16 protein-coding genes are annotated in these 19032 nt (G+C 36.5%); 9 read left to right on the top strand and 7 right to left on the bottom strand.

Annotation, left to right across the window (positions count from 1 at the left end):
• Positions 1-351 precede the first annotated feature (351 nt).
• From BUC06_RS02875 to BUC06_RS02885, 3 genes are all read right to left on the bottom strand, one after another.
• The gene (locus BUC06_RS02875) at positions 352-1092 is read right to left on the bottom strand and encodes a carbon-nitrogen hydrolase family protein (RefSeq protein ID WP_073329516.1); all 741 of its coding nucleotides are present in this window, start codon (positions 1090-1092) and stop codon (positions 352-354) included.
• A 44-nt stretch (positions 1093-1136) separates the two neighbouring features.
• Positions 1137-2891 carry an aspartate--tRNA ligase gene (aspS, locus tag BUC06_RS02880; RefSeq protein WP_073329518.1) on the bottom strand — a complete coding sequence of 585 codons (1755 nt, stop codon included), beginning with the start codon at positions 2889-2891 and terminating at the stop codon, positions 1137-1139.
• A 158-nt stretch (positions 2892-3049) separates the two neighbouring features.
• Positions 3050-3409 (bottom strand): ankyrin repeat domain-containing protein, encoded by a 360-nt coding sequence (locus BUC06_RS02885; protein WP_164466075.1) that lies wholly within the window; start codon positions 3407-3409, stop codon positions 3050-3052.
• A gap of 112 nt (positions 3410-3521) precedes the next feature.
• Here BUC06_RS02885 and BUC06_RS02890 point away from each other — a divergent pair, with 112 nt between their 5' ends.
• Complete coding sequence (locus BUC06_RS02890) at positions 3522-4916, top strand: MATE family efflux transporter (RefSeq protein WP_073329523.1); 1395 nt, start codon at positions 3522-3524, stop codon at positions 4914-4916.
• Between the two features lie 85 nt (positions 4917-5001).
• Entirely contained in the window at positions 5002-5121 is a 120-nt protein-coding gene (locus BUC06_RS02895; RefSeq protein WP_073329526.1) for a 30S ribosomal protein THX, read from the top strand.
• 54 nt (positions 5122-5175) lie between these two features.
• Here BUC06_RS02895 and BUC06_RS02900 read toward each other — a convergent pair whose 3' ends face one another.
• The 4 genes from BUC06_RS02900 to BUC06_RS02915 form a co-directional block, all read right to left on the bottom strand.
• Positions 5176-5826: a DUF937 domain-containing protein gene (locus BUC06_RS02900; protein WP_073329529.1), complete on the bottom strand. Its 651-nt coding sequence runs from the start codon at positions 5824-5826 to the stop codon at positions 5176-5178.
• Between the two features lie 83 nt (positions 5827-5909).
• On the bottom strand, positions 5910-7169 hold the full coding sequence (locus BUC06_RS02905) for a protein O-mannosyl-transferase family (protein WP_073329532.1): 1260 nt from the start codon (positions 7167-7169) through the stop codon (positions 5910-5912).
• 39 nt (positions 7170-7208) lie between these two features.
• Positions 7209-8468, bottom strand: coding sequence for a protein O-mannosyl-transferase family (locus BUC06_RS02910; protein ID WP_073329535.1), 1260 nt, complete (start codon positions 8466-8468; stop codon positions 7209-7211).
• Between the two features lie 3 nt (positions 8469-8471).
• Complete coding sequence (locus tag BUC06_RS02915; protein WP_073329538.1) at positions 8472-8981, bottom strand: DUF2480 family protein; 510 nt, start codon at positions 8979-8981, stop codon at positions 8472-8474.
• Positions 8982-9139: 158 nt separating this feature from the next.
• Between BUC06_RS02915 and lpxB the strand changes: the two genes are divergently transcribed.
• The 7 genes from lpxB to BUC06_RS02950 all read left to right on the top strand — a co-directional run bounded on the left by lpxB (position 9140) and on the right by BUC06_RS02950 (position 18904).
• Complete coding sequence (lpxB, locus tag BUC06_RS02920) at positions 9140-10243, top strand: lipid-A-disaccharide synthase (RefSeq protein ID WP_073329541.1); 1104 nt, start codon at positions 9140-9142, stop codon at positions 10241-10243.
• Positions 10244-10296: 53 nt separating this feature from the next.
• Entirely contained in the window at positions 10297-11385 is a 1089-nt protein-coding gene (locus tag BUC06_RS02925; protein WP_073329544.1) for a glycoside hydrolase family 99 protein, read from the top strand.
• 280 nt (positions 11386-11665) lie between these two features.
• Positions 11666-13435, top strand: coding sequence for a ComEC/Rec2 family competence protein (locus BUC06_RS02930; protein WP_073329547.1), 1770 nt, complete (start codon positions 11666-11668; stop codon positions 13433-13435).
• Between the two features lie 143 nt (positions 13436-13578).
• On the top strand, positions 13579-14241 hold the full coding sequence (locus BUC06_RS02935) for a succinate dehydrogenase cytochrome b subunit (protein WP_034701962.1): 663 nt from the start codon (positions 13579-13581) through the stop codon (positions 14239-14241).
• Between the two features lie 15 nt (positions 14242-14256).
• On the top strand, positions 14257-16269 hold the full coding sequence (locus BUC06_RS02940) for a fumarate reductase/succinate dehydrogenase flavoprotein subunit (RefSeq protein ID WP_073329551.1): 2013 nt from the start codon (positions 14257-14259) through the stop codon (positions 16267-16269).
• 24 nt (positions 16270-16293) lie between these two features.
• The gene (locus BUC06_RS02945) at positions 16294-17061 is read left to right on the top strand and encodes a succinate dehydrogenase/fumarate reductase iron-sulfur subunit (protein WP_034746785.1); all 768 of its coding nucleotides are present in this window, start codon (positions 16294-16296) and stop codon (positions 17059-17061) included.
• A 319-nt stretch (positions 17062-17380) separates the two neighbouring features.
• Positions 17381-18904, top strand: a complete 1524-nt coding sequence (locus BUC06_RS02950) for a TlpA family protein disulfide reductase (RefSeq protein ID WP_073329554.1) — start codon at positions 17381-17383, stop codon at positions 18902-18904.
• Positions 18905-19032: the final 128 nt, after the last annotated feature.

Raw genomic sequence — 19032 nt, forward strand, 5'->3', positions numbered from 1 at the left:
TATTTGTAATTTTATCCAAATATGAATATTGATATTTCAATTATATTCGTATTCTGTTTATAAATATATTGAAAAAAACCAATATTGGAATATAACATAATATAATAGTTGTTTTACTACTTATCGTATTGAATAGTGTATTTATTTCGTTAATAAATTTATTTTTCGTTATTTTTTCCTGTAGAATTGAACTTTTAATTATTCACAAGTGTTTGATATGATACTTAGAGTAATCCCCATATTATGAATGTATATAGATCTAAACTTGACATTCCTAATTTTGCATAAAAAATCCGGAGAAAAAATGATTCATCCGGATCGTAATATTGTTTAATTTATGATCAACCTATTTTAGGATGACTCATTCATATAAAATTTTTCGATACGGTCATTATCTGTGTCTAAAGTCAGGATGCCTTCATCTTTACTATTGAGCTGTCCGAGTAAACTTCCATCATTATTCCAAACAGAAGACTTTCCGGCGCATTCATAACCTCCGGACTCTCCAATGAAATTAGCCATTACAACATGCATATGATATTTTTCTGCGATGGTGGAGAGTTTAATAAGGTCTTCATCAATGCCATTGACGGAATTAAGAACGCTTGCAGTATAAACAGTAGAACCCGCCTGATAAGCTTCCTGTGAATGGTTCGGATCAGATAAATCATAACAGATGGCTAATGAAATTTTATTCTGCAATACTTCCAGCTGGCAGAAAGTATTTCCTCTTGAAAAAACAGAGGTTTCGGTTGGAAAGAGATGATGTTTTGAATACACTTTTCTTCTCTTTTCCGGTTGAAATATAATACTGCTGATTAATAATTGACCCTCAGATTTTGTAGGCATGCCAACAGTGATGCTGATGCTGTTTTCGTCTGCCAATTTCTGGAATACCTCTAAAGTTTCATTTTCATAATGAATTGACAGCTTTTCCGCTAAATCAGGTTCGTAGCCGGTAATTGAAAGTTCAGGGAAGATGATTAAATCAACATTTTTACTAACTGCGGCTCTGATTAATCTTGTATGATTCTCAATGTTTTTCAGAATATCTCCTTTTACGGGTTTAATTTGTGCTGCTGCAATTTTCATTTTTAGGTCATTAAAAAAGCGGGGAAACTAACCCCGCTTTCGATTTATGCTTTTAAATTCAATTGTATTTCCAGTTCGTCCAGCTGTGCATCAGCAATAGATGCAGGAGCGTCGATCATTACATCCCGTCCTGAGTTATTCTTAGGGAATGCAATATAATCTCTGATCACTTCGTTTCCATCAAGAATAGCTACCAAACGGTCAAATCCGAAAGCTAAACCACCGTGAGGAGGAGCTCCGTATTTGAAGGCATTCATCAGGAATCCGAACTGAGCTTCCGCTTCCTCTTTTGTAAATCCTAAAAGGTCAAACATTTTAGACTGCAAATCTTTATCAAATATTCTGATAGAACCTCCACCGATTTCGTTTCCGTTAAGAACCATATCGTAAGCATTGGCTCTTGCTTTGCCCGGATCTGTTTCCAGTAAATGAATATCTTCAGTCTTAGGAGAGGTGAAAGGGTGGTGCATGGCATGGTAACGTCCACTTTCTTCGTCGAACTCCAATAACGGGAAGTCTACCACCCAAAGCGGGGCAAACACATTTCCTTTTCTCAGTCCCAAACGGTTTCCAAGTTCCATTCTTAACGCAGAAAGCTGAGCTCTTACTTTATTTTCATTTCCGGATAAGATCAGCATTAAATCGCCTTCTTTAGCTCCGAACTTTTCAATGATCTTTGTTAAATCTTCTTCATTATAGAACTTGTTGACAGAAGAAGTCTTTACGCCGTCATTCTGAAACTTAGCCCAAACCATTCCTGAAGCCCCGATCTGTGGACGTTTTACCCAATCCACAAGTTCATCGATCTGCTTTCTTGTATAATCAGCACATCCTTCTACATTGATTCCTACTACTAATTCGGCGTCATCAAATATTTTAAAATCTTTTCCTTTGACCAAGTCATTCAGTTCTACGAATTTCATTCCGAAACGGATGTCCGGTTTGTCGTTTCCGTATTTTTGCATGGCTTCTGCAAATGTCATTCTAGGGAAATCTCCAAATTCCTGACCTGTAATATCTTTGATCAGTGTCTTTGTCATTCCTTCAAAAACATTCATGATGTCTTCCTGCTCTACAAAAGCCATTTCACAATCGATTTGTGTAAATTCCGGCTGTCTGTCAGCTCTTAGGTCTTCATCACGGAAACATTTTACAATCTGGAAATATTTATCCATTCCCCCTACCATCAACAATTGTTTGAAAGTTTGGGGTGATTGTGGTAAAGCGTAGAATTGTCCCGGATTCATTCTGCTTGGAACAACGAAGTCTCTTGCACCTTCCGGAGTTGATTTGATTAAAACCGGAGTTTCCACTTCGATAAATCCTTCATCTGAAAGATAATTTCTTACTTTCTGCGCCATTTTGTGACGGAAGATCAGTTTATCTCTTACCGGCGCTCTTCTGATATCCAGATAACGGTATTTCATTCTTAATTCTTCACCACCATCCGTTTCATCTTCAATAGTGAAAGGAGGGAGTTGAGATTCATTAAGAACCGTTAATTTTTCAACTAAAATTTCAATTTCGCCTGTTGGAATATTAGGATTTTTACTTACTCTTTCAATTACTTTTCCTGTAACCTGAATAACGAATTCACGTCCCAACTTTTTTGCGTCTTCCATCAATTGTGCAGAAGAACGGTCCTGATCGAAAACCAACTGGGTAATTCCGTAACGATCCCGAAGATCTATCCAAATCATAAATCCTTTATCACGGATAGTCTGTACCCATCCGGAAAGTGTAACTTCTTCATTAAGATTTTTCAGAGATAATTCTCCGTTCGTGTGTGATCGAAACATAATTATTTGTTTAAGGTTCAATGTTTAAGATATAGGGTCTAGCTTTCTGATGATGAAGTTTTCAACCATAAATTCCGGATGCAAAGATAAGATTTTTGAAGGTTTTTAAACAAAAAAAAACTTCCTTTCGGAAGTCTTGTATATTATTTGAGAGCTTTTTAGTTATTAGCAGCTCCTTTTTGTAGCAATAGTTGTACGGTTTGCTCTTTCTTTCCTAATTTAGCTAAGGCAAGAGGTGTTTTACCGTTACAGGCCTTATTAACATCTGCTTTGTTTTCAATAAGAAACTGAACAATATTATTTCTTCCATAAAGCGAACTAAAGCCTAAAGCACTGAAAGTTTCATCTTTAAGCGGAAAACACTTATCATAATCTGCTTTTTGAAAATTCTTTTTAAATGAAGCAACATTGTCAGACTGAATGGCTTGCATCTGAGCTTTACTCAGTGTCTGAGCAGAAAGCATATTGGCAGATACTGAGATTACAAGTATAAAAACGGTAGAGATTATTTTTTTCATAAGATTCATTTTAAGAATATACAAATCTAAATTATTTTTTTGATATGAGTAACTAAATTTTTATAAGAATTGAATTTGTATTTTTGAAAATCAGATAATTATTGATTAGAAAATGACAAAATATATAGCGTTTTTGAAAAGAGCATTTAGTGGTGAAGAGGTAGATTACACCAAAATAACGATAAGAAGTGCTGTACTCCTTCTGGCGGTTCCTATGATGCTGGAGATGGCTATGGAATCAGTGTTTGCATTGGTTGATCTGTATTTTGTAGGACATTTGAAAGAAAGCGGGTATGCGATTCAGACGGTTGGATTAACAGAATCTGTACTTTCGGTAATGTATTCCATTGCAATAGGGATGAGTATGGCTGCTACAGCTTTGGTCGCAAGAAGGATTGGTGAGAAAAATCCGGAACAGGCTTCCAGAAGCGCTGCGCAGGTTTTGTTGGTGTCATTTATCATTACTTTTATCCTTAGCTTATTTGGAGTTATTTATGCCGAAGAAATCTTGATTCTGATGGGCTCAAAGCCTGAAGCAGCAGCTTATGGGAAAGATTTCACAAGGATCATGATGGGAAGCAGTGTGATCATTATGCTTTTATTCCTGATCAACGGGATTTTCAGGGGAGCGGGAAACGCAGCCATTGCGATGAAGTCTCTGTGGATCGCCAATATTGCCAACATTATACTCTGCCCCATTTTGATTAAAGGTTTAGGCCCCATTCCTGCGATGGGGCTTACCGGAGCAGCCTTAGCTACTACCATAGGAAGAAGTATCGGTGTGATGTATCAGCTGTACCATCTTTTGGTAGCAGATACTCAGATTCGTATTGCGCTCCCTTATTTTACTCCTGATTTCAAACAAATAAAAGGCATCGTGAAAATTGCAACACCCGGAATTTTTCAATTTGTGATTGCTTCATGCAGCTGGATCTTTCTTGCCCAACTGGTGGCGACTACCGGAGGAGAAAATGCTTCTGCAGGCTACCAGACCGCTTTAAGGCTGATGATGTTTTTTATTCTTCCTGCCTGGGGTTTGAGCAATGCAGCTTCAACGCTGGTTGGACAGAATATGGGGGCCAATGAAATGTTAAGGGCGGAACAGGCTGTCATGAAAACAGTAAAATACAATGTGATCTTCATGCTGGGAGTAAGTTTGCTTTTTTTTCTGCTCGGAGATTTTCTGGTAGGTTTTTTCACACAGGAAAACGAAATTAAAGTGGTTGCTAAAAATGCATTGCACATTATGAGTGTGGGGTTTATTTTCTATGGAATAGGAATGGTACTTATCAATGCTTTTAACGGAGCAGGAGATACATGGACGCCAACGTGGGTGAATTTCTTTGGATTCTGGCTGTTTCAGATTCCATTGGCGTATTTTCTTTCCAAACATTTTGGAATGGGACCTAAAGGTGTATTTATTTCTATTCCGGCTGCGGAGACTTTAATTACCATTGTAGCTTTCGTCTTGTTTAAAAAAGGAAGATGGAAAACGGTGAAAGTGTAGATTTATAAAAATTTTAACAACCTTAATTTTTGGTTGTAAGTCATATTGCCTAATTTAGTGCTAAACCAACAAAACAGTTATCATTATGGGAAAAGGAGACAGAAAATCAAGAAGAGGAAAAATCAATTCAGGAAGTTATGGTAAGAGAAGACCAAGAAAGGCTTCTAAGTCAATTGGTCCTTCTGAAACTAAAGCAAAAAGCTAAAAATAAAAAAGGCTGAAGATTCATCTTCAGCCTTTTTTGATATACAAAATTAAATTATTTTCCTCCTAAAATGTTACCCAGGATACTTCCTAAGCCGCCGCCCTGTTGCTGCTGTCCTCCGCCAAGTACACTTCCCAGGATATCGTTAAGTGGATTTCCTCCGGACTGCGATTGACCGCTTCCTAAGACACTACCTAAAATGTCATTCAAAGGATTGGATTGCTGTGTTTGAGCCTGGCTGGATGCATTTCCAAGAATTCCTCCTAAGAGATCTCCCAGGCCTCCTGCTCCTACATTATTCTGTTGTTTCTCTTTACCGATATATCCCATAATTACCGGAGCAAGCATCGCTAAAATAGGACCTATCTTATCGATTGAAATTCCTGTATTCTGAGACAATTGGTTTTCAACGGTACTTTTTTGCCCGCCAAAAACGTGGTCAAGAATTGATCCTCCTTCAGCCTGTCTCGACTCTGCCTGTGCTGCATCATCAAGAATACTTCCGTCGTGATCTTTATCTAAAGCGTTATTCAAAGCTTCTGCTTCTTTAGCATCCTGAGATTTATTTCTAAGGTAAGAAATTACCAATGGTGCAGCTACCGCCAATAAAGCGATGATCTGGTTTCTGCTGATTCCAAATTTGTTTTCAGCCTGTTCAGCAACCTGATTGCTGGTACTACCTGTAAGTAGGTCAATTAAACTCATGTTTGTGTTTATTTTAAAGTATTAAGTAAATCAAAGTTATCAAAAAATGTGATTCACGAAATCTTTTCACTTCACAATTATTGTTAAAGTTTTTTCAGATCTTCCTCTGTATATCCCTTGCTCTTCATCAACTCTATATATTCGTGGGCTCCGTTGAGCATCCAGTGCATTGGATCCGGAGATTTCTTTTTTTCAATAATAAAATCAAGAATTCCTACGTTATTATTCATCCATGGAACCAGATAATAATCCAGGCCACCCTTATATTTTTTAGCCTCATGAAAGCTTCTTCCTTTTTCTGTTAAAAAAGCCATCTTATAGGAAGCGTAATAACCTAAAGGAATGAGAAGACATATCCAGGAGAATTTTTTTAGAGGAGCGTATTTGGGTAATGCAAGTCCATATCCAATTGAAAGAGCAAAAATCATATTAAACGGGATGAAAAATACATAATTGTCCGAAACGGCATAGAATGTAGAAAATCCATACACACAAACGGCAGCAGTGAAGAATACAAAAAACATTTTCTTGTTTATCCTGTATAAGGCTATCATTCCTATGATTCCAAAAAATATAAACAGGTTGAAATTGTAAATCAAATAGCCTATAGACTGTACAAAATCCAGTAAATATTGTTTTGGCGTTTTCTTAAATGTGTCCTGAATCCAATGCGCTCCCTCTGAAGTATAAGGAGAATTAAGTGGCAGTCCCTGAGCTACATTTAAAACAGTTAGTGATAAGAATAGAATAAGAAAAATAATCAGTGAAGTGTAAGCATATTTTTTCTCTGCTCTAAAATAATATAGAAAAAGAAAAAGACCTGGAATCATGAGTATATTCTGGATATGCAGCCAAAGACTTATTCCTAAAAATAATCCACTTAAAATGATGTAGTTTTTCTTATGCTCTGTAAATGTTTTGACCATTGAGAAAAAGAAAAGACTGATCCATAGCGAATTATAAGTGTATACCTCTACGATCTCAGCATTTCTCCAAAAGGAAAAACTGAAACCGAAAACAAAAGCGGTTGTAATGGATACCCATTCTATTTTTGTAATACTTTTTACTGTAAGGTAGATCACAGATACCGTAGCAGCGGCAGATCCAATTATCAGGAGTCTGCTGGTGGCAATAGCATCAAGTCCTGTAATATTTTTTATGAAAATAGCGGTGTTTACGTAGAGAATATGGGTAATAGCTGTCGCTACTGTTTTGTATTCTCCAAGCTCTACACTATGTACAAATCCTACACAATCAGCAAATGGAATTCTTGTAAAACTACCTGCATAATAGATCGCTATGAAGATGAAAAATATAAATATTGCGTATAAGTTTTTAAACATAAATTAATTCTTTATAATTGTTTTAGTCTTGCTGTATAGTTAAAGTTTTCGAAGTTCATCTTCCGTATATCCTTTGGTTTTCATCAGTTCGATATATTCACGGGCAATCGTTGTCATCCATTCTACAGGCTCCGGAGCTGTTTTTTTATCAATAGTGAATTCAAGAATTCCAGTATTGTTGTTCATCCACGGAAGAATGTAATAATTCAGGCCGCCTTTATGTTTTTTGAACGTGTGGAAAGCCTTTCCTTTTTCCGTTAAAAATGCGGTTTTATAAACAGCCAGATATCCAAGGGGAATAAGAAGGCATATCCATGAAAACTTTTTCACTGCAGCATATTTTGGAGAGGAAAGCCCATAGCCTACAGAAAGTGCAAAAATAAGATTAAAAGGCAAAAAGAAAACATAATTATCCGAAACGGCATAAAACGTAGAAAAGCCATACACACAGACAGCTCCTGATATAAATACAAAAAATATTTTCCTGTAAGTGCCATATAGCAGAATAGCACCCGCTATTCCAAAAAAAGTAAACAGATTAAAGTTGTAAATGAGGTAGGCAATTGATTTGAAGAAATCTTTTACATATTGCACGAAAGTTTTTTTGAAAGAATCTTCCACCCAGTTCCCGTATTCAGAACTATAAACAGAATTAAAAGGTAATCCCTGTGACATATTCAGAAGGAACAGACATGAAAGAAACAGTCCGAAAATAAGCAGTGAACTATAGACATATTTCCTGTCATTTCTGAAATAAAAAAGAAAAATTAAAAATGCAGGAATCAGCAGGATATTCTCGATATGAACCCACAAACTGATTCCTAAAAATAATCCGCTTAAAAGAATATATACTTTTTTATATTCTGTAAAAGTTTTGATCAGTGAAAAGAAAAAAAGGCTCAGCCATAGGCAATTGTAGGTATAGACTTCTACAATTTCTGCATTTTTCCAAAATGAAAAACTAAATCCAAAGACAAAGGCTGCTGTAATGGACGCCCATTCCGTCTTGGTAATGCTTTTAGCTGTAAGATAAATAATTGAAACAGTGGCAGCCCCCGAAAAAATAACCAGAAGTCGGCATGCTTCAATGGCATTGAGGCCTGTAAGGTTTTTAAGAACGATAGCCGTATTGATATAAAGAGCGTGGGTTGTTGCTTCAGAAGTGATAATCCATTGGCCTTTTTCTACATCAAGTACAAAACCGATAGAATCTACAAAAGGGATTTTTGAAAAACTTCCGGCATCATAAATAGCGATAAAAATGAAAAATATAAATACAGCGTATAAACTTCTGAACATCTACTAATTCTTAACAATGGGAACATTAGAGCATGCTTCGCCGAACATCAATGATTTTACCAGAGGTTTTAGTTGTTCAACAAGTTCTATATAAGCGTTTTCAGGAATTTCTTTATCAGAACAGCCCTTTACCAAAACTCTTTTGCCTCTCATATCTTCGAAATCATACGTCTGGATGGCATTATGCATCAATATAACTTCCAGATCTTCCTTATTTCCGAAGACCACCTTTTTAGCTACATCCGTAAGTTTGGCGGTCAATACAAAATAAGCCCACAATGGAATAATGGTATCTACAGAATTGTAAATGTATACATAAGTATCTTCATATGCCTTTGTATCTATCGCATCTACCTTTTCCCTGAAATCTTTTTCCTTCAGGATCATTTCCTGGAAAAGAAAATCTTTAAGGTCAATACCTTTTCTTATCCCCTTAGGAACCAGAGTCGCTAGATCAAAATTAACAAGACCGCTTTCAGCAACTTTATTTCGGATTTCAAATTCTTCTGACATTTTTTATCATTATCTTTGGACAAATTTACAAATTAAGATTATGAAAACCTTAATTTGTTCTCTATCCTTACCATAGAAGCCTCCCATAATTTAAAATTATCTCATAAAATAAAGGGAGATTAAGGGAGCCATAACAACAAATAAAGATTTCGGAAGAAATGAAATATTATATTATAGCAGGAGAAGCTTCCGGTGATCTTCATGGGAGCAATTTAATGAAAGCTCTTCTACAGAAAGATCCGCAGGCGGACATCAGATTCTGGGGTGGCGATCTTATGAAAGCTCAGGGCGGAACATTGGTGAAACATTACCGTGATCTCGCTTTTATGGGGTTTTTAGAAGTGGCTATGAACTTGAGAACGATTTTGAATAACATCAAATTCTGTAAAGAAGATATCAAAAAAAATAAACCGGATATTCTTATTCTGATCGATTATCCTGGGTTTAATCTGAGGATCGCAAAATTTGCAAAAGAACTGGGAATTAAGGTAGTCTATTACATTTCACCACAACTCTGGGCCTGGAAAGAAGGAAGAGTAGAGATCATTAAAAAGTATGTAGACGAAATGATGGTCATTCTTCCTTTTGAAGAAGATTTTTATAAGAAACATGGGGTTCATTCCCATTTTGTAGGACATCCGCTGCTGGATGCTATTTCCAGTCTGAAAGATATCAGTACAGAAGAATTTAAAAAAGAAAACGGGCTGAACGAAAAGGAAATCATAGCGCTTCTTCCGGGTTCCAGAAAGCAGGAAGTGGAGAAAATGCTTGAAATAATGCTTTCCGTAAGGCCTCACTTCAAAAATTACCAGTTTGTCATTGCCGGTGCACCAAGTCTTCCGAAAGAATTTTATCAAAAATATGTAGATGACAACGTTCATTTTGTTTCCAACAAAACCTACGATTTACTGAGATGTTCAAAAGCTGCGCTGGTAACTTCAGGAACCGCCACATTAGAAACTGCTTTACTCAATATTCCGGAGGTAGTATGTTACCGGGGAAGCAAAGTTTCTTATGCCATCGCCAAAAGGTTGGTGAAAAACATTAAATATATTTCACTCGTCAATCTGATTATGGATAGGGAAGTAGTGAAAGAACTGATCCAGACCGATCTGAATACCAAAAATCTGGTTGAAGAACTCAACAAAATGATAGCAGGGGAGAAGAGAAACCAGGTTCTGGCTGATTACAGCCTTTTAAGAGAAAAACTGGGAGGCAAAGGAGCCAGTGAAAAAGCGGCTGAGGTGATTTTAAATGTTTAAAAAACTTTACTGATGATTTGCTGAATGGTTTTGTAGATTTAAATTTTATAAAAATGAATTTTAAAAGCTTTATAGTATTAATTGTACTGATCTGTTTTTCTCCGAAAAGTTTTGCCCAAAACACCCAATCCAGAGATCAGATGCAGATATTCTACTACGGCTGGTACGGAAATCCAACCGTTGATGGGAAATATGCTCACTGGAATCATGATATTTTACCCCATTGGAATAACCCAAAATGGAATAATCTCGGACATCATAAAGGAGGAGACGACATAGGTGCTAATTTTTATCCTGAACTGGGAAATTATAGTTCCAACGATCCTGAGATCATCAGGAAACATATGAAAATGATCAAAGAATCCGGTGTGGGAGTGGTTGTCTTAAGCTGGCTTGGCAAAGATCCTTTCGTAGATAAAAGCATCATCAAATATCTTGATATTGCAGATCAGTTTGACCTTAAAATTGCTTTTCACATAGAACCTTTCTATAAAAACAGTACGGAACTCAGAGATCAGCTTTCCTATCTTGTCAAAACCTATTCCCATCATCATGCTTTTTATAAAAAGGACGGGAAACCGCTTTATTATATATACGATAGCTATAAGATTTCTCCGGCAGAATGGTCAAAGCTTCTCTCTGTAAACGGAGAAAAAACAGTTCGGAATACAGAATTGGACGGACATTACATTGGGCTTTGGGTTGAAAAAGAACATTCAGACTTTTTTGAGAAGTCAGGTTTTGATGGTTTCTATACCTACTTTGCCAGTGAAGGTTTTGTCTTCGGGAGCACTACTTCCAACTGGAGCTACCTTTCTCAATACGCAAAAGACCATAATCTTATTTTTATCCCGTGTGTAGGCCCGGGTTATTCAGATACAAGGATAAGGCCCTGGAATGAAGCCAATTTCAAAAGCCGTGAAAACGGAAGATATTACGAAACGATGTTTAAGGCTGCTGCAAAAGTAAATCCTGACTATATTGGGATCACTTCTTTTAACGAATGGCATGAAGGAACACAAATAGAACCTGCAATTCCTAAAAAAACGGGAAATTTCAAATATGAAGATTACGGGAAAGATTCCTGGTTTTATATTAAGGAAACAAAGAGGTTGACAGATCAATTGTTAAAAGGTAAATAATTCTAAAAATTACAGTTGATAATTAAGTTTCATTCATAGAAAAAGAAATTAAATTACTAATTTTCATTAATAAAATAAAACTGCTGTTACTGACAGTTTTCAAGTACAAAGTCGTCTGATAGAGTCGGCTTTTATTTTTTTTATAAAGTGCAATTTCAGCGTAAATAATCAAGCCCGATATTATTCGCTCTTATCATGAATAATGATGAATTCCTGCAAAATACGTGCTATTTAGCAATCAAATAAATCAATAATTTGTGATTATAAATAATCGCATTCATTGAGCAGACAACCTATTCTTATTCTTGCCACCTGTTTTATTCTGGGAATTTTTTTTCAGGATCAGCTGAAGATGAATAAAAACTTCGTCTATCCTGTATCCGCATGTTGTCTGTTGTTTTTTCTGTCGACTTTCTTCTATTCTTATTTTCTGCATAAAATGAAAACAGTATTGCTGGGATTACTGTTTTTTGGAGCGGGAATAATTCTTCATTTTTTTAATACCTATTCTTCCCGTGAATATTCTGTTCCCAAAAAGGGAGTCATTGTCTTTAAAATTTCAAAGAAATTAAACTCTACTGTAAAAAATAAAAAATACGAAGCCGTTGTCCGTAGTGAAAAAGAAAATTTCAATGCAGTTCTTTATATTCCTAAAGCACATGAAGAACTTGATTTTAAACACTATTATAAAGCAGAGGCATATCTATCAAAACCAAGAGCTCCAGAGCATGATTTTCAGTTTGATTACTCCCATTATTTAAAAAGGAAAAATATTGAATATCAATGCTATGTATCGAAAGAGATTTCTTCCAAAGTAAGGAATGATTTAAACCTGACTGAACGGATTCAGCAGCAGAGATTTGAAATCCTGAAGAAGATTGATTCAGTTTCAATATCTGCAAAGACCCGTGAGTTCTTGAAAGGAATAATTCTGGCAGACAGAACAGAAATGGATGCTGAAACCGTACGGGACTTTAACAGGTCAGGGCTGGTTCATTTTTTAGCTATTTCCGGGACACATATCGTCGTTATTTTTGGAATGTTTTACTTTTTGCTGACCCGCTTTACTCCTCTCCGGTTCAGAAAATACGCCGTTGTTGCAAGTATAGCATTGATCTGGCTTTTCGCCGCACTTATAGGTTTTGGGAATTCAGTCACCAGATCCTGCATTATGCTTACGGTCTATTTCATTTATGTAATTCTTCAGCGGAAACCGGATTTACTCCATTCACTTTCACTATCAGCGATGATTATTTTAGTGTTGGATACGCAGCAGATTTTTGATGTAGGATTTCAGTTAAGCTTTCTGGCTGTTTTAGGTATTTTTTGGTTAAACCAGCCCCTTTTGAGATATTTCCCTCGACAGGATGGCTATTTTAAAAAATTAATATTCAACACCATTACCATCTCCTTATCCGCACAACTTGCGACGCTTCCGGTGGTTCTTTATTACTTTCACCAGTTCTCTCTGGTTTCTTTTCCTGCCAATATTTTGATTGTTCCTTTTTCAGAGCTGATCATTATATTTTCTTTTTTGATGACCATTCTTATAGCGTTGCAGGTAGATTTTACTTGGATCAATTTTATATATGATCTGTCAATTCAGGTTTTGCTAAAACTTATTCATTGGTTTGCAGAATCAGATATCCTGTTTTTTTCTGAAATCCCTATGAATATAGCAGAAGTATTGGTTTTATCTTTTATTGTGTATCTGTTGAGGCCATTGCTTTTAAAGGTTGATTTTAAAAATTCAGTGCGGCTGGTTACCGCGGTTTTAGTGTTTTTAGTCATGAGAACAGGATTTGGTATTTTTGAAAATCAAAAAGAGGAGATCTTACTTCATGATTTTAATAAAACCAAAGTATTATCTTTGAAGAAAGGTGACAGCGCCTGTTTTTGGATATCTGAAAACGCTGATAAACAAAAAATAATCACATTTATTGCCAGCCCATATTGTGCATCAAGACGAATTCGGAGTCTGGAAATAAAGACATTTCATCATACGGTACAAAAAGTGGTATACAACGGTAAGATGTATGATTTGAAATAATAACTGGTATTTTTCATTTTTTCCTTATACAATGCGGCAGATTCTTATTTAGAAAGATTACAAACTGGCTAATTGTGAGATTTCTCACTTCCCGATATTGTTAACATTTCTTAATTTTGTGGGAAATTCAAATTTAAACTTATATGGCAGGTTTAACGAGTTCTACGATAGGTAGAAAATATGCGATGGCATTATCAGCTTTATTTTTGCTGATCTTTCTTATACTGCATTTGACGACCAATTTGTTATCAGTCCTGAATCGTGATGCATTCAATACCGCATCAGATTTTATGGGCTATAATCCTTTTGTGCAGTTCTTAATGCAGCCTGTTCTTGGTTTTGCAGTTCTTTTCCATTTCATTATGGGATTTGTACTGGAAATTAAGAACAATAAAGCGCGTCCGATAAAGTACGCTTCAAACAACCCTTCTGTGAATTCTTCATGGATGTCCAGAAATATGATTATTTCCGGTGCTGTTGTTTTAGCTTTTCTTGCGCTTCACTTATATGATTTCTGGCTACATGAAATCAACTACAAGTATGTGGAAGGACTTGCTCCTGACGCAGAACGTTTCTGGCCGGAGTTACATGAGAAGTTTGCAGACCTTTGGAGAGTCGCTTTATATGTGATCTCTTTTGTTTTGCTTGGACTACATTTGGCTCACGGTTTTCAATCTTCTTTCCAGTCGATTGGTGCCAGACATCCGAAATATACTCCGGTAATTAAAGCTTTTGGAAAATGGTATTCAATCCTTATTCCTGCAGGTTTTATTTTTATTGCAATTTTTCACTTCGTAACTCAATAATATCAATATACCAATATGAGTAAATTAGATTCAAAAATTCCGGCTGGTCCTTTAAAGGATAAATGGAAGCATCATAAAGACCATATGAACCTTGTTGCACCCAACAACAGAGATAAGATTGATATTATTGTTGTAGGTACAGGTTTGGCAGGTGGTTCTGCTGCCGCTACACTGGCTGAACAGGGATATAATGTAAAAGCATTCTGTTACCAGGATTCTCCAAGAAGAGCACACTCCATTGCAGCGCAGGGAGGTATCAATGCTGCTAAAAACTATCAGGGAGACGGTGACTCTACCTACAGGTTATTCTATGACACCATCAAAGGAGGTGACTATAGAGCGAGAGAGGCCAACGTTTACAGACTTGCTGAGGTTTCTGCCAATATTATCGACCAGTGTGTTTCACAAGGAGTTCCTTTCGGAAGAGATTACGGCGGTCAGTTAGATAACCGTTCATTTGGTGGAGTTCAGGTAAAAAGAACATTCTACGCAAAAGGACAGACAGGACAGCAGTTATTGCTGGGTGCCTATTCTTCAATGAGCCGTCAGATCGGTAAAGGAAGAATCAAGATGTACAACCGTCATGAAATGATGGAGTTGGTAATTGTAGACGGAAAAGCAAGAGGAATTATCGCAAGAAACCTTGTAACGGGAGAGATTGAAAGACATTCTGCTCACGCGGTTGTTATTGCATCCGGAGGTTACGGAAACGTCTATTTCCTTTCTACCAATGCAATGGGATCAAACGTTTCTGCGGCTTGGAAGATCCACAAAAAAGGAGCGTACTTCGCAAACCCTTGTTATGTACAGATTCACCCGACTTGTATTCCGGTTCACGGAACACAACAGTCTAAACTGACTTTGATGTCGGAATCTCTCAGAAACTCAGGAAGAATCTGGGTTCCTAAGAAAATTGAAGATTCTGTAGCCATCAGAGAAGGTAAATTAAGACCTGAAAATATTAAAGAAGAAGATAGAGATTATTATCTGGAAAGAAGATATCCTGCATTCGGAAACTTAGTACCTAGAGACGTTGCTTCTAGAGCTGGTAAAGAAAGATGTGATGCAGGTTTCGGAATCGAGAATAATGATACTAAAGAAGGTGTTTACCTTGATTTTTCTACAGAGATCATCAAAAAAGGTAAAGAAGCCGCTATCGAAAAACATATTCACAATCCTACCGATCAGCAAATCTATGATTTAGGAAAAGCCTGGATTGAGGAGAAATACGGTAACTTATTCGTAATGTACGAAAAAATTACAGCCGATGATCCTTACAAAACGCCTATGAAGATCTATCCTGCAGTACACTACACAATGGGTGGTGTTTGGGTGGATTATAATCTACAATCTACAATCCCTGGATGTTTTGTAATTGGTGAAGCTAACTTTTCAGATCACGGAGCTAACAGATTGGGAGCTTCTGCATTGATGCAAGGTTTGGCAGACGGATACTTCGTACTTCCTTATACAATTGCAGATTATCTTTCTGCAGACATCAGAACAGGAGCAATTCCTACGACTTCTGGTGAGTTTGATCAGGCTGAAAAAGATATTAAAGACAAAGTCAATTTCTTCTTAAATAATAAAGGAACTCATTCAGTAGATTATTTCCACAAAAAATTAGGACACATCATGTGGAATAAGGTAGGAATGGGAAGAACTCCTGAAGGATTAAAAGAAGCTATCGCTGAAATCGCACAGGTGAAAAAAGATTTCTGGAGCGATGTGAAAGTTCCTGGTGATGCAGAAGGAATGAATACTGAGCTTGAAAAAGCTTTCAGAGTTGCAGACTTTATCGAATTGGGGCAATTGATGGCAATTGATGCTCTCCATAGAAACGAATCTTGTGGTGGTCATTTCAGAGAAGATCATGCTACTCCGGAAGGTGAAGCTGAAAGAGATGATGTTAACTTCAAATATGTAGGCGCTTGGGAATATCAGACAGATGATATCACAACTGAAGTTCTGCACAAAGAAGATCTGATCTACGAAAACATTGAAGTTAAAGCAAGAAGTTACAAATAATCTCCAACCTATAAATAAATAATTATGAGTGCAAAAAAAGGCCTTCATCTTACCCTAAAAATTTGGAGACAAAAAAATAGCAAAACTAAAGGTCAGTTTGAGACCTACAAAATATCGGATGTTTCTACAGATTCTTCTTTCCTGGAAATGTTGGATATTTTGAATGAAAATATTATTAACGAGGGAAAAGAACCTATCGCTTTCGACCACGATTGTCGTGAAGGAATCTGCGGTATGTGTTCTCTTTATATCAACGGTAGAGCTCATGGTCCCGATACTGGTATTACCACTTGTCAGCTTCACATGAGAATGTTCAAAGACGGTGAAACCATCGTTATTGAACCTTGGAGAAGTGCTGCTTTCCCTGTTATTAAAGATTTAATGGTAGACAGAAGCGCATTCGACAGAGTAATGGCTGCCGGAGGTTTCATTTCGGTGAACACTTCTGGTAATACTTTGGATGCCAATGCAATTCCGGTTCCTAAAGAAGATGCAGACAAAGCGATGGATGCTGCGGCATGTATCGGATGTGGTGCTTGTGTGGCTACGTGTAAAAACGGATCTGCTATGCTATTCGTTGGAGCTAAAGTTTCTCAGTTCGCCCTACTTCCTCAGGGTAGAGTAGAAGCTAAGAGAAGAGTTCTGAACATGGTGAAAGCAATGGATGAAGAAGGATTCGGAAACTGTTCAAATACTGGAGCTTGTGAAATTGAGTGTCCGAAAGGAATTTCTCTTGAAAACATCGCCAGAATGAACAGAGAATATATGGCTGCTATGGTAGATAACGGATAGAACCTATTCAAAATATATAAAAAATCGTCTTCATTATGGAGACGATTTTTTTATGCTATGCATTTGTCTGTTAAAATTTGTTAAGTTGTTGATTGAATAAGATATTCTTTATTTAATAAGTCTATATTTGGTGAACACTTTTTATGAAAAGAAGAAAGAATACTCATGTACCGAATTCTTTTTGTCTATTAAAATTTATGCTGAGAAAAAACCACTCAACGTCCCTTTTCATAGGTTTTCATAAAATTTTCAAAAAAAAGAAATAGTCTTAATCAACAAGCCGTAAAAAACGGTATTTTTGTGTAATATTAAAATTGAAATGAAAAAATATCTTTTATTGTTTATCATCACAGCTTTTGTGATGTCTTGTTCAAAAAAAGTTGAAGTCAAAGGAAAAATTGCTGGAAGTTCACCACTCGAAAGAATTGAATTTGTTGAAGCTTCTGGTGTAGCAACACTTCCGCTTGTTAATATAGGTTTAGATAAAAACGGAAACTTTACAGGAAGTTTCGATGCTCCTAAAGACGGCATGTATGTCATCAACTACGCCGGAAGACAAAATCTTATTTATCTTGAAGGCGGACAGAAATTGAATATTTCCGGAAACGCAATGACCTTTCCAAACGAATTCGTAGTAACAGGAGATGCTAAGAAAAACAATGATTTCCTTCAGGCAAGCCAAAAATTTTTGGGGGAGTACGGAAGTAAGATCAATATTCAGCAGCTAATGGCAGGAGATGAAAAAACGTTCTTAAAAGGAGCGCAGAAAATCGAAGCTGATATCAACAAAAATGTAGATGATCTTGCTCAAAAAAATAATCCGGGTAAAGGGATTCTTGAGTGGAAAAAGAATGATGTGAAAGTAACGATTCTGAACCTTCTTGCCAACTATGAAATGGCAAAGCGTCAGATGTCGGGAAATCCTTCATTTAAAGTGTCTAAAGCTTTCCAGGATTATGAAACCAAACTGGAAGAAAACAAAGATGTAATGGTAAAAACTATTCCATTATACAGACAATATTTACTTGTAAAATTAAGTCCGGATTTTCAAAAGTTCGCGGAAGCTAAAACGAAAGGGAAAACAGACGTTACCACTTCTGAAGTGTTCGCACAATTCCTGAAAGACAGAAAAGAAATTTCCAAGACGGCTAAAGATTATCTTTTGGCATTTGTAGTAGCACAGGATATTCATCCGGGTGCACCTGCAAAAAATACAGAGAAGATTAAAAAAATTATTGATACAGATATTACAGACGCTTCTATAAAAGCTGATCTTGTAAAAATGCAGGTAGCTATCAACGGTCTTAAAGTAGGTGAAGCTGCGCCTGAAGCGTCATTAGTGAAAGCAGACGGTAAATCTTACCAGCTTTCTGAAAATAAAGGAAAACCGTATATGTTGTTCTTCTACGCATCTTGGAACCCTTACATCAGTGAAGCGACAGTTCCTGTATTGAAAGAAGTTGTGAATTTCTACAAATCAAAAATGAACTTCGTTTTTGTAAACGTTGATGATACAAAAGATCAGTTTGTAAAAACCAGCAGTGCCTTATTAAAAGGAATTCCTGGAACCAATGTTTATGGAGAAAAAGGTTTGGAATCAGATATCGCTAAAAAATATGGAGTGTACGGATTCAAACTGCCTTGTTTTATCGTTGTGGATAAAGACGGTAAGATTGCCAGCAGATCTTTTGTAAACTTAGGTGAGCAGGAGGTTGTGACAATTCTTGATAAACTTACAGGTCTTTCTGCCCCAAGAGTAGAACCGAATATGCAAATGCAGCCGGGAATGCAAATGGATCCTTCAGCACAGCCTGTAAATCCACAGCCTGCCCCTACAAAATAATAAACTTTAATATAGATGGAAACCTTATCTTCGGATAAGGTTTTTTTTATTGTATTTTTGCGGAATCAAACCGGAAGATTTTCTGGTTGTGTTAGAAAAAATAGAAATAGAGATTGAGGAGGAAACCA

This window comes from Chryseobacterium carnipullorum, from assembly GCF_900142785.1.
GTDB lineage: Bacteria > Bacteroidota > Bacteroidia > Flavobacteriales > Weeksellaceae > Chryseobacterium > Chryseobacterium carnipullorum.

Coding starts and splice junctions, on each gene's coding strand:
- BUC06_RS02875 (WP_073329516.1), bottom strand. CDS start 1,092: ATGAAAATTGCAGCAGCACAAATTAAACCCGTAAAAGGAGATATTCTG.
- aspS (WP_073329518.1), bottom strand. CDS start 2,891: ATGTTTCGATCACACACGAACGGAGAATTATCTCTGAAAAATCTTAAT.
- BUC06_RS02885 (WP_164466075.1), bottom strand. CDS start 3,409: ATGAAAAAAATAATCTCTACCGTTTTTATACTTGTAATCTCAGTATCT.
- BUC06_RS02890 (WP_073329523.1), top strand. CDS start 3,522: ATGACAAAATATATAGCGTTTTTGAAAAGAGCATTTAGTGGTGAAGAG.
- BUC06_RS02895 (WP_073329526.1), top strand. CDS start 5,002: ATGGGAAAAGGAGACAGAAAATCAAGAAGAGGAAAAATCAATTCAGGA.
- BUC06_RS02900 (WP_073329529.1), bottom strand. CDS start 5,826: ATGAGTTTAATTGACCTACTTACAGGTAGTACCAGCAATCAGGTTGCT.
- BUC06_RS02905 (WP_073329532.1), bottom strand. CDS start 7,169: ATGTTTAAAAACTTATACGCAATATTTATATTTTTCATCTTCATAGCG.
- BUC06_RS02910 (WP_073329535.1), bottom strand. CDS start 8,468: ATGTTCAGAAGTTTATACGCTGTATTTATATTTTTCATTTTTATCGCT.
- BUC06_RS02915 (WP_073329538.1), bottom strand. CDS start 8,981: ATGTCAGAAGAATTTGAAATCCGAAATAAAGTTGCTGAAAGCGGTCTT.
- lpxB (WP_073329541.1), top strand. CDS start 9,140: ATGAAATATTATATTATAGCAGGAGAAGCTTCCGGTGATCTTCATGGG.
- BUC06_RS02925 (WP_073329544.1), top strand. CDS start 10,297: ATGAATTTTAAAAGCTTTATAGTATTAATTGTACTGATCTGTTTTTCT.
- BUC06_RS02935 (WP_034701962.1), top strand. CDS start 13,579: ATGGCAGGTTTAACGAGTTCTACGATAGGTAGAAAATATGCGATGGCA.
- BUC06_RS02940 (WP_073329551.1), top strand. CDS start 14,257: ATGAGTAAATTAGATTCAAAAATTCCGGCTGGTCCTTTAAAGGATAAA.
- BUC06_RS02945 (WP_034746785.1), top strand. CDS start 16,294: ATGAGTGCAAAAAAAGGCCTTCATCTTACCCTAAAAATTTGGAGACAA.
- BUC06_RS02950 (WP_073329554.1), top strand. CDS start 17,381: ATGAAAAAATATCTTTTATTGTTTATCATCACAGCTTTTGTGATGTCT.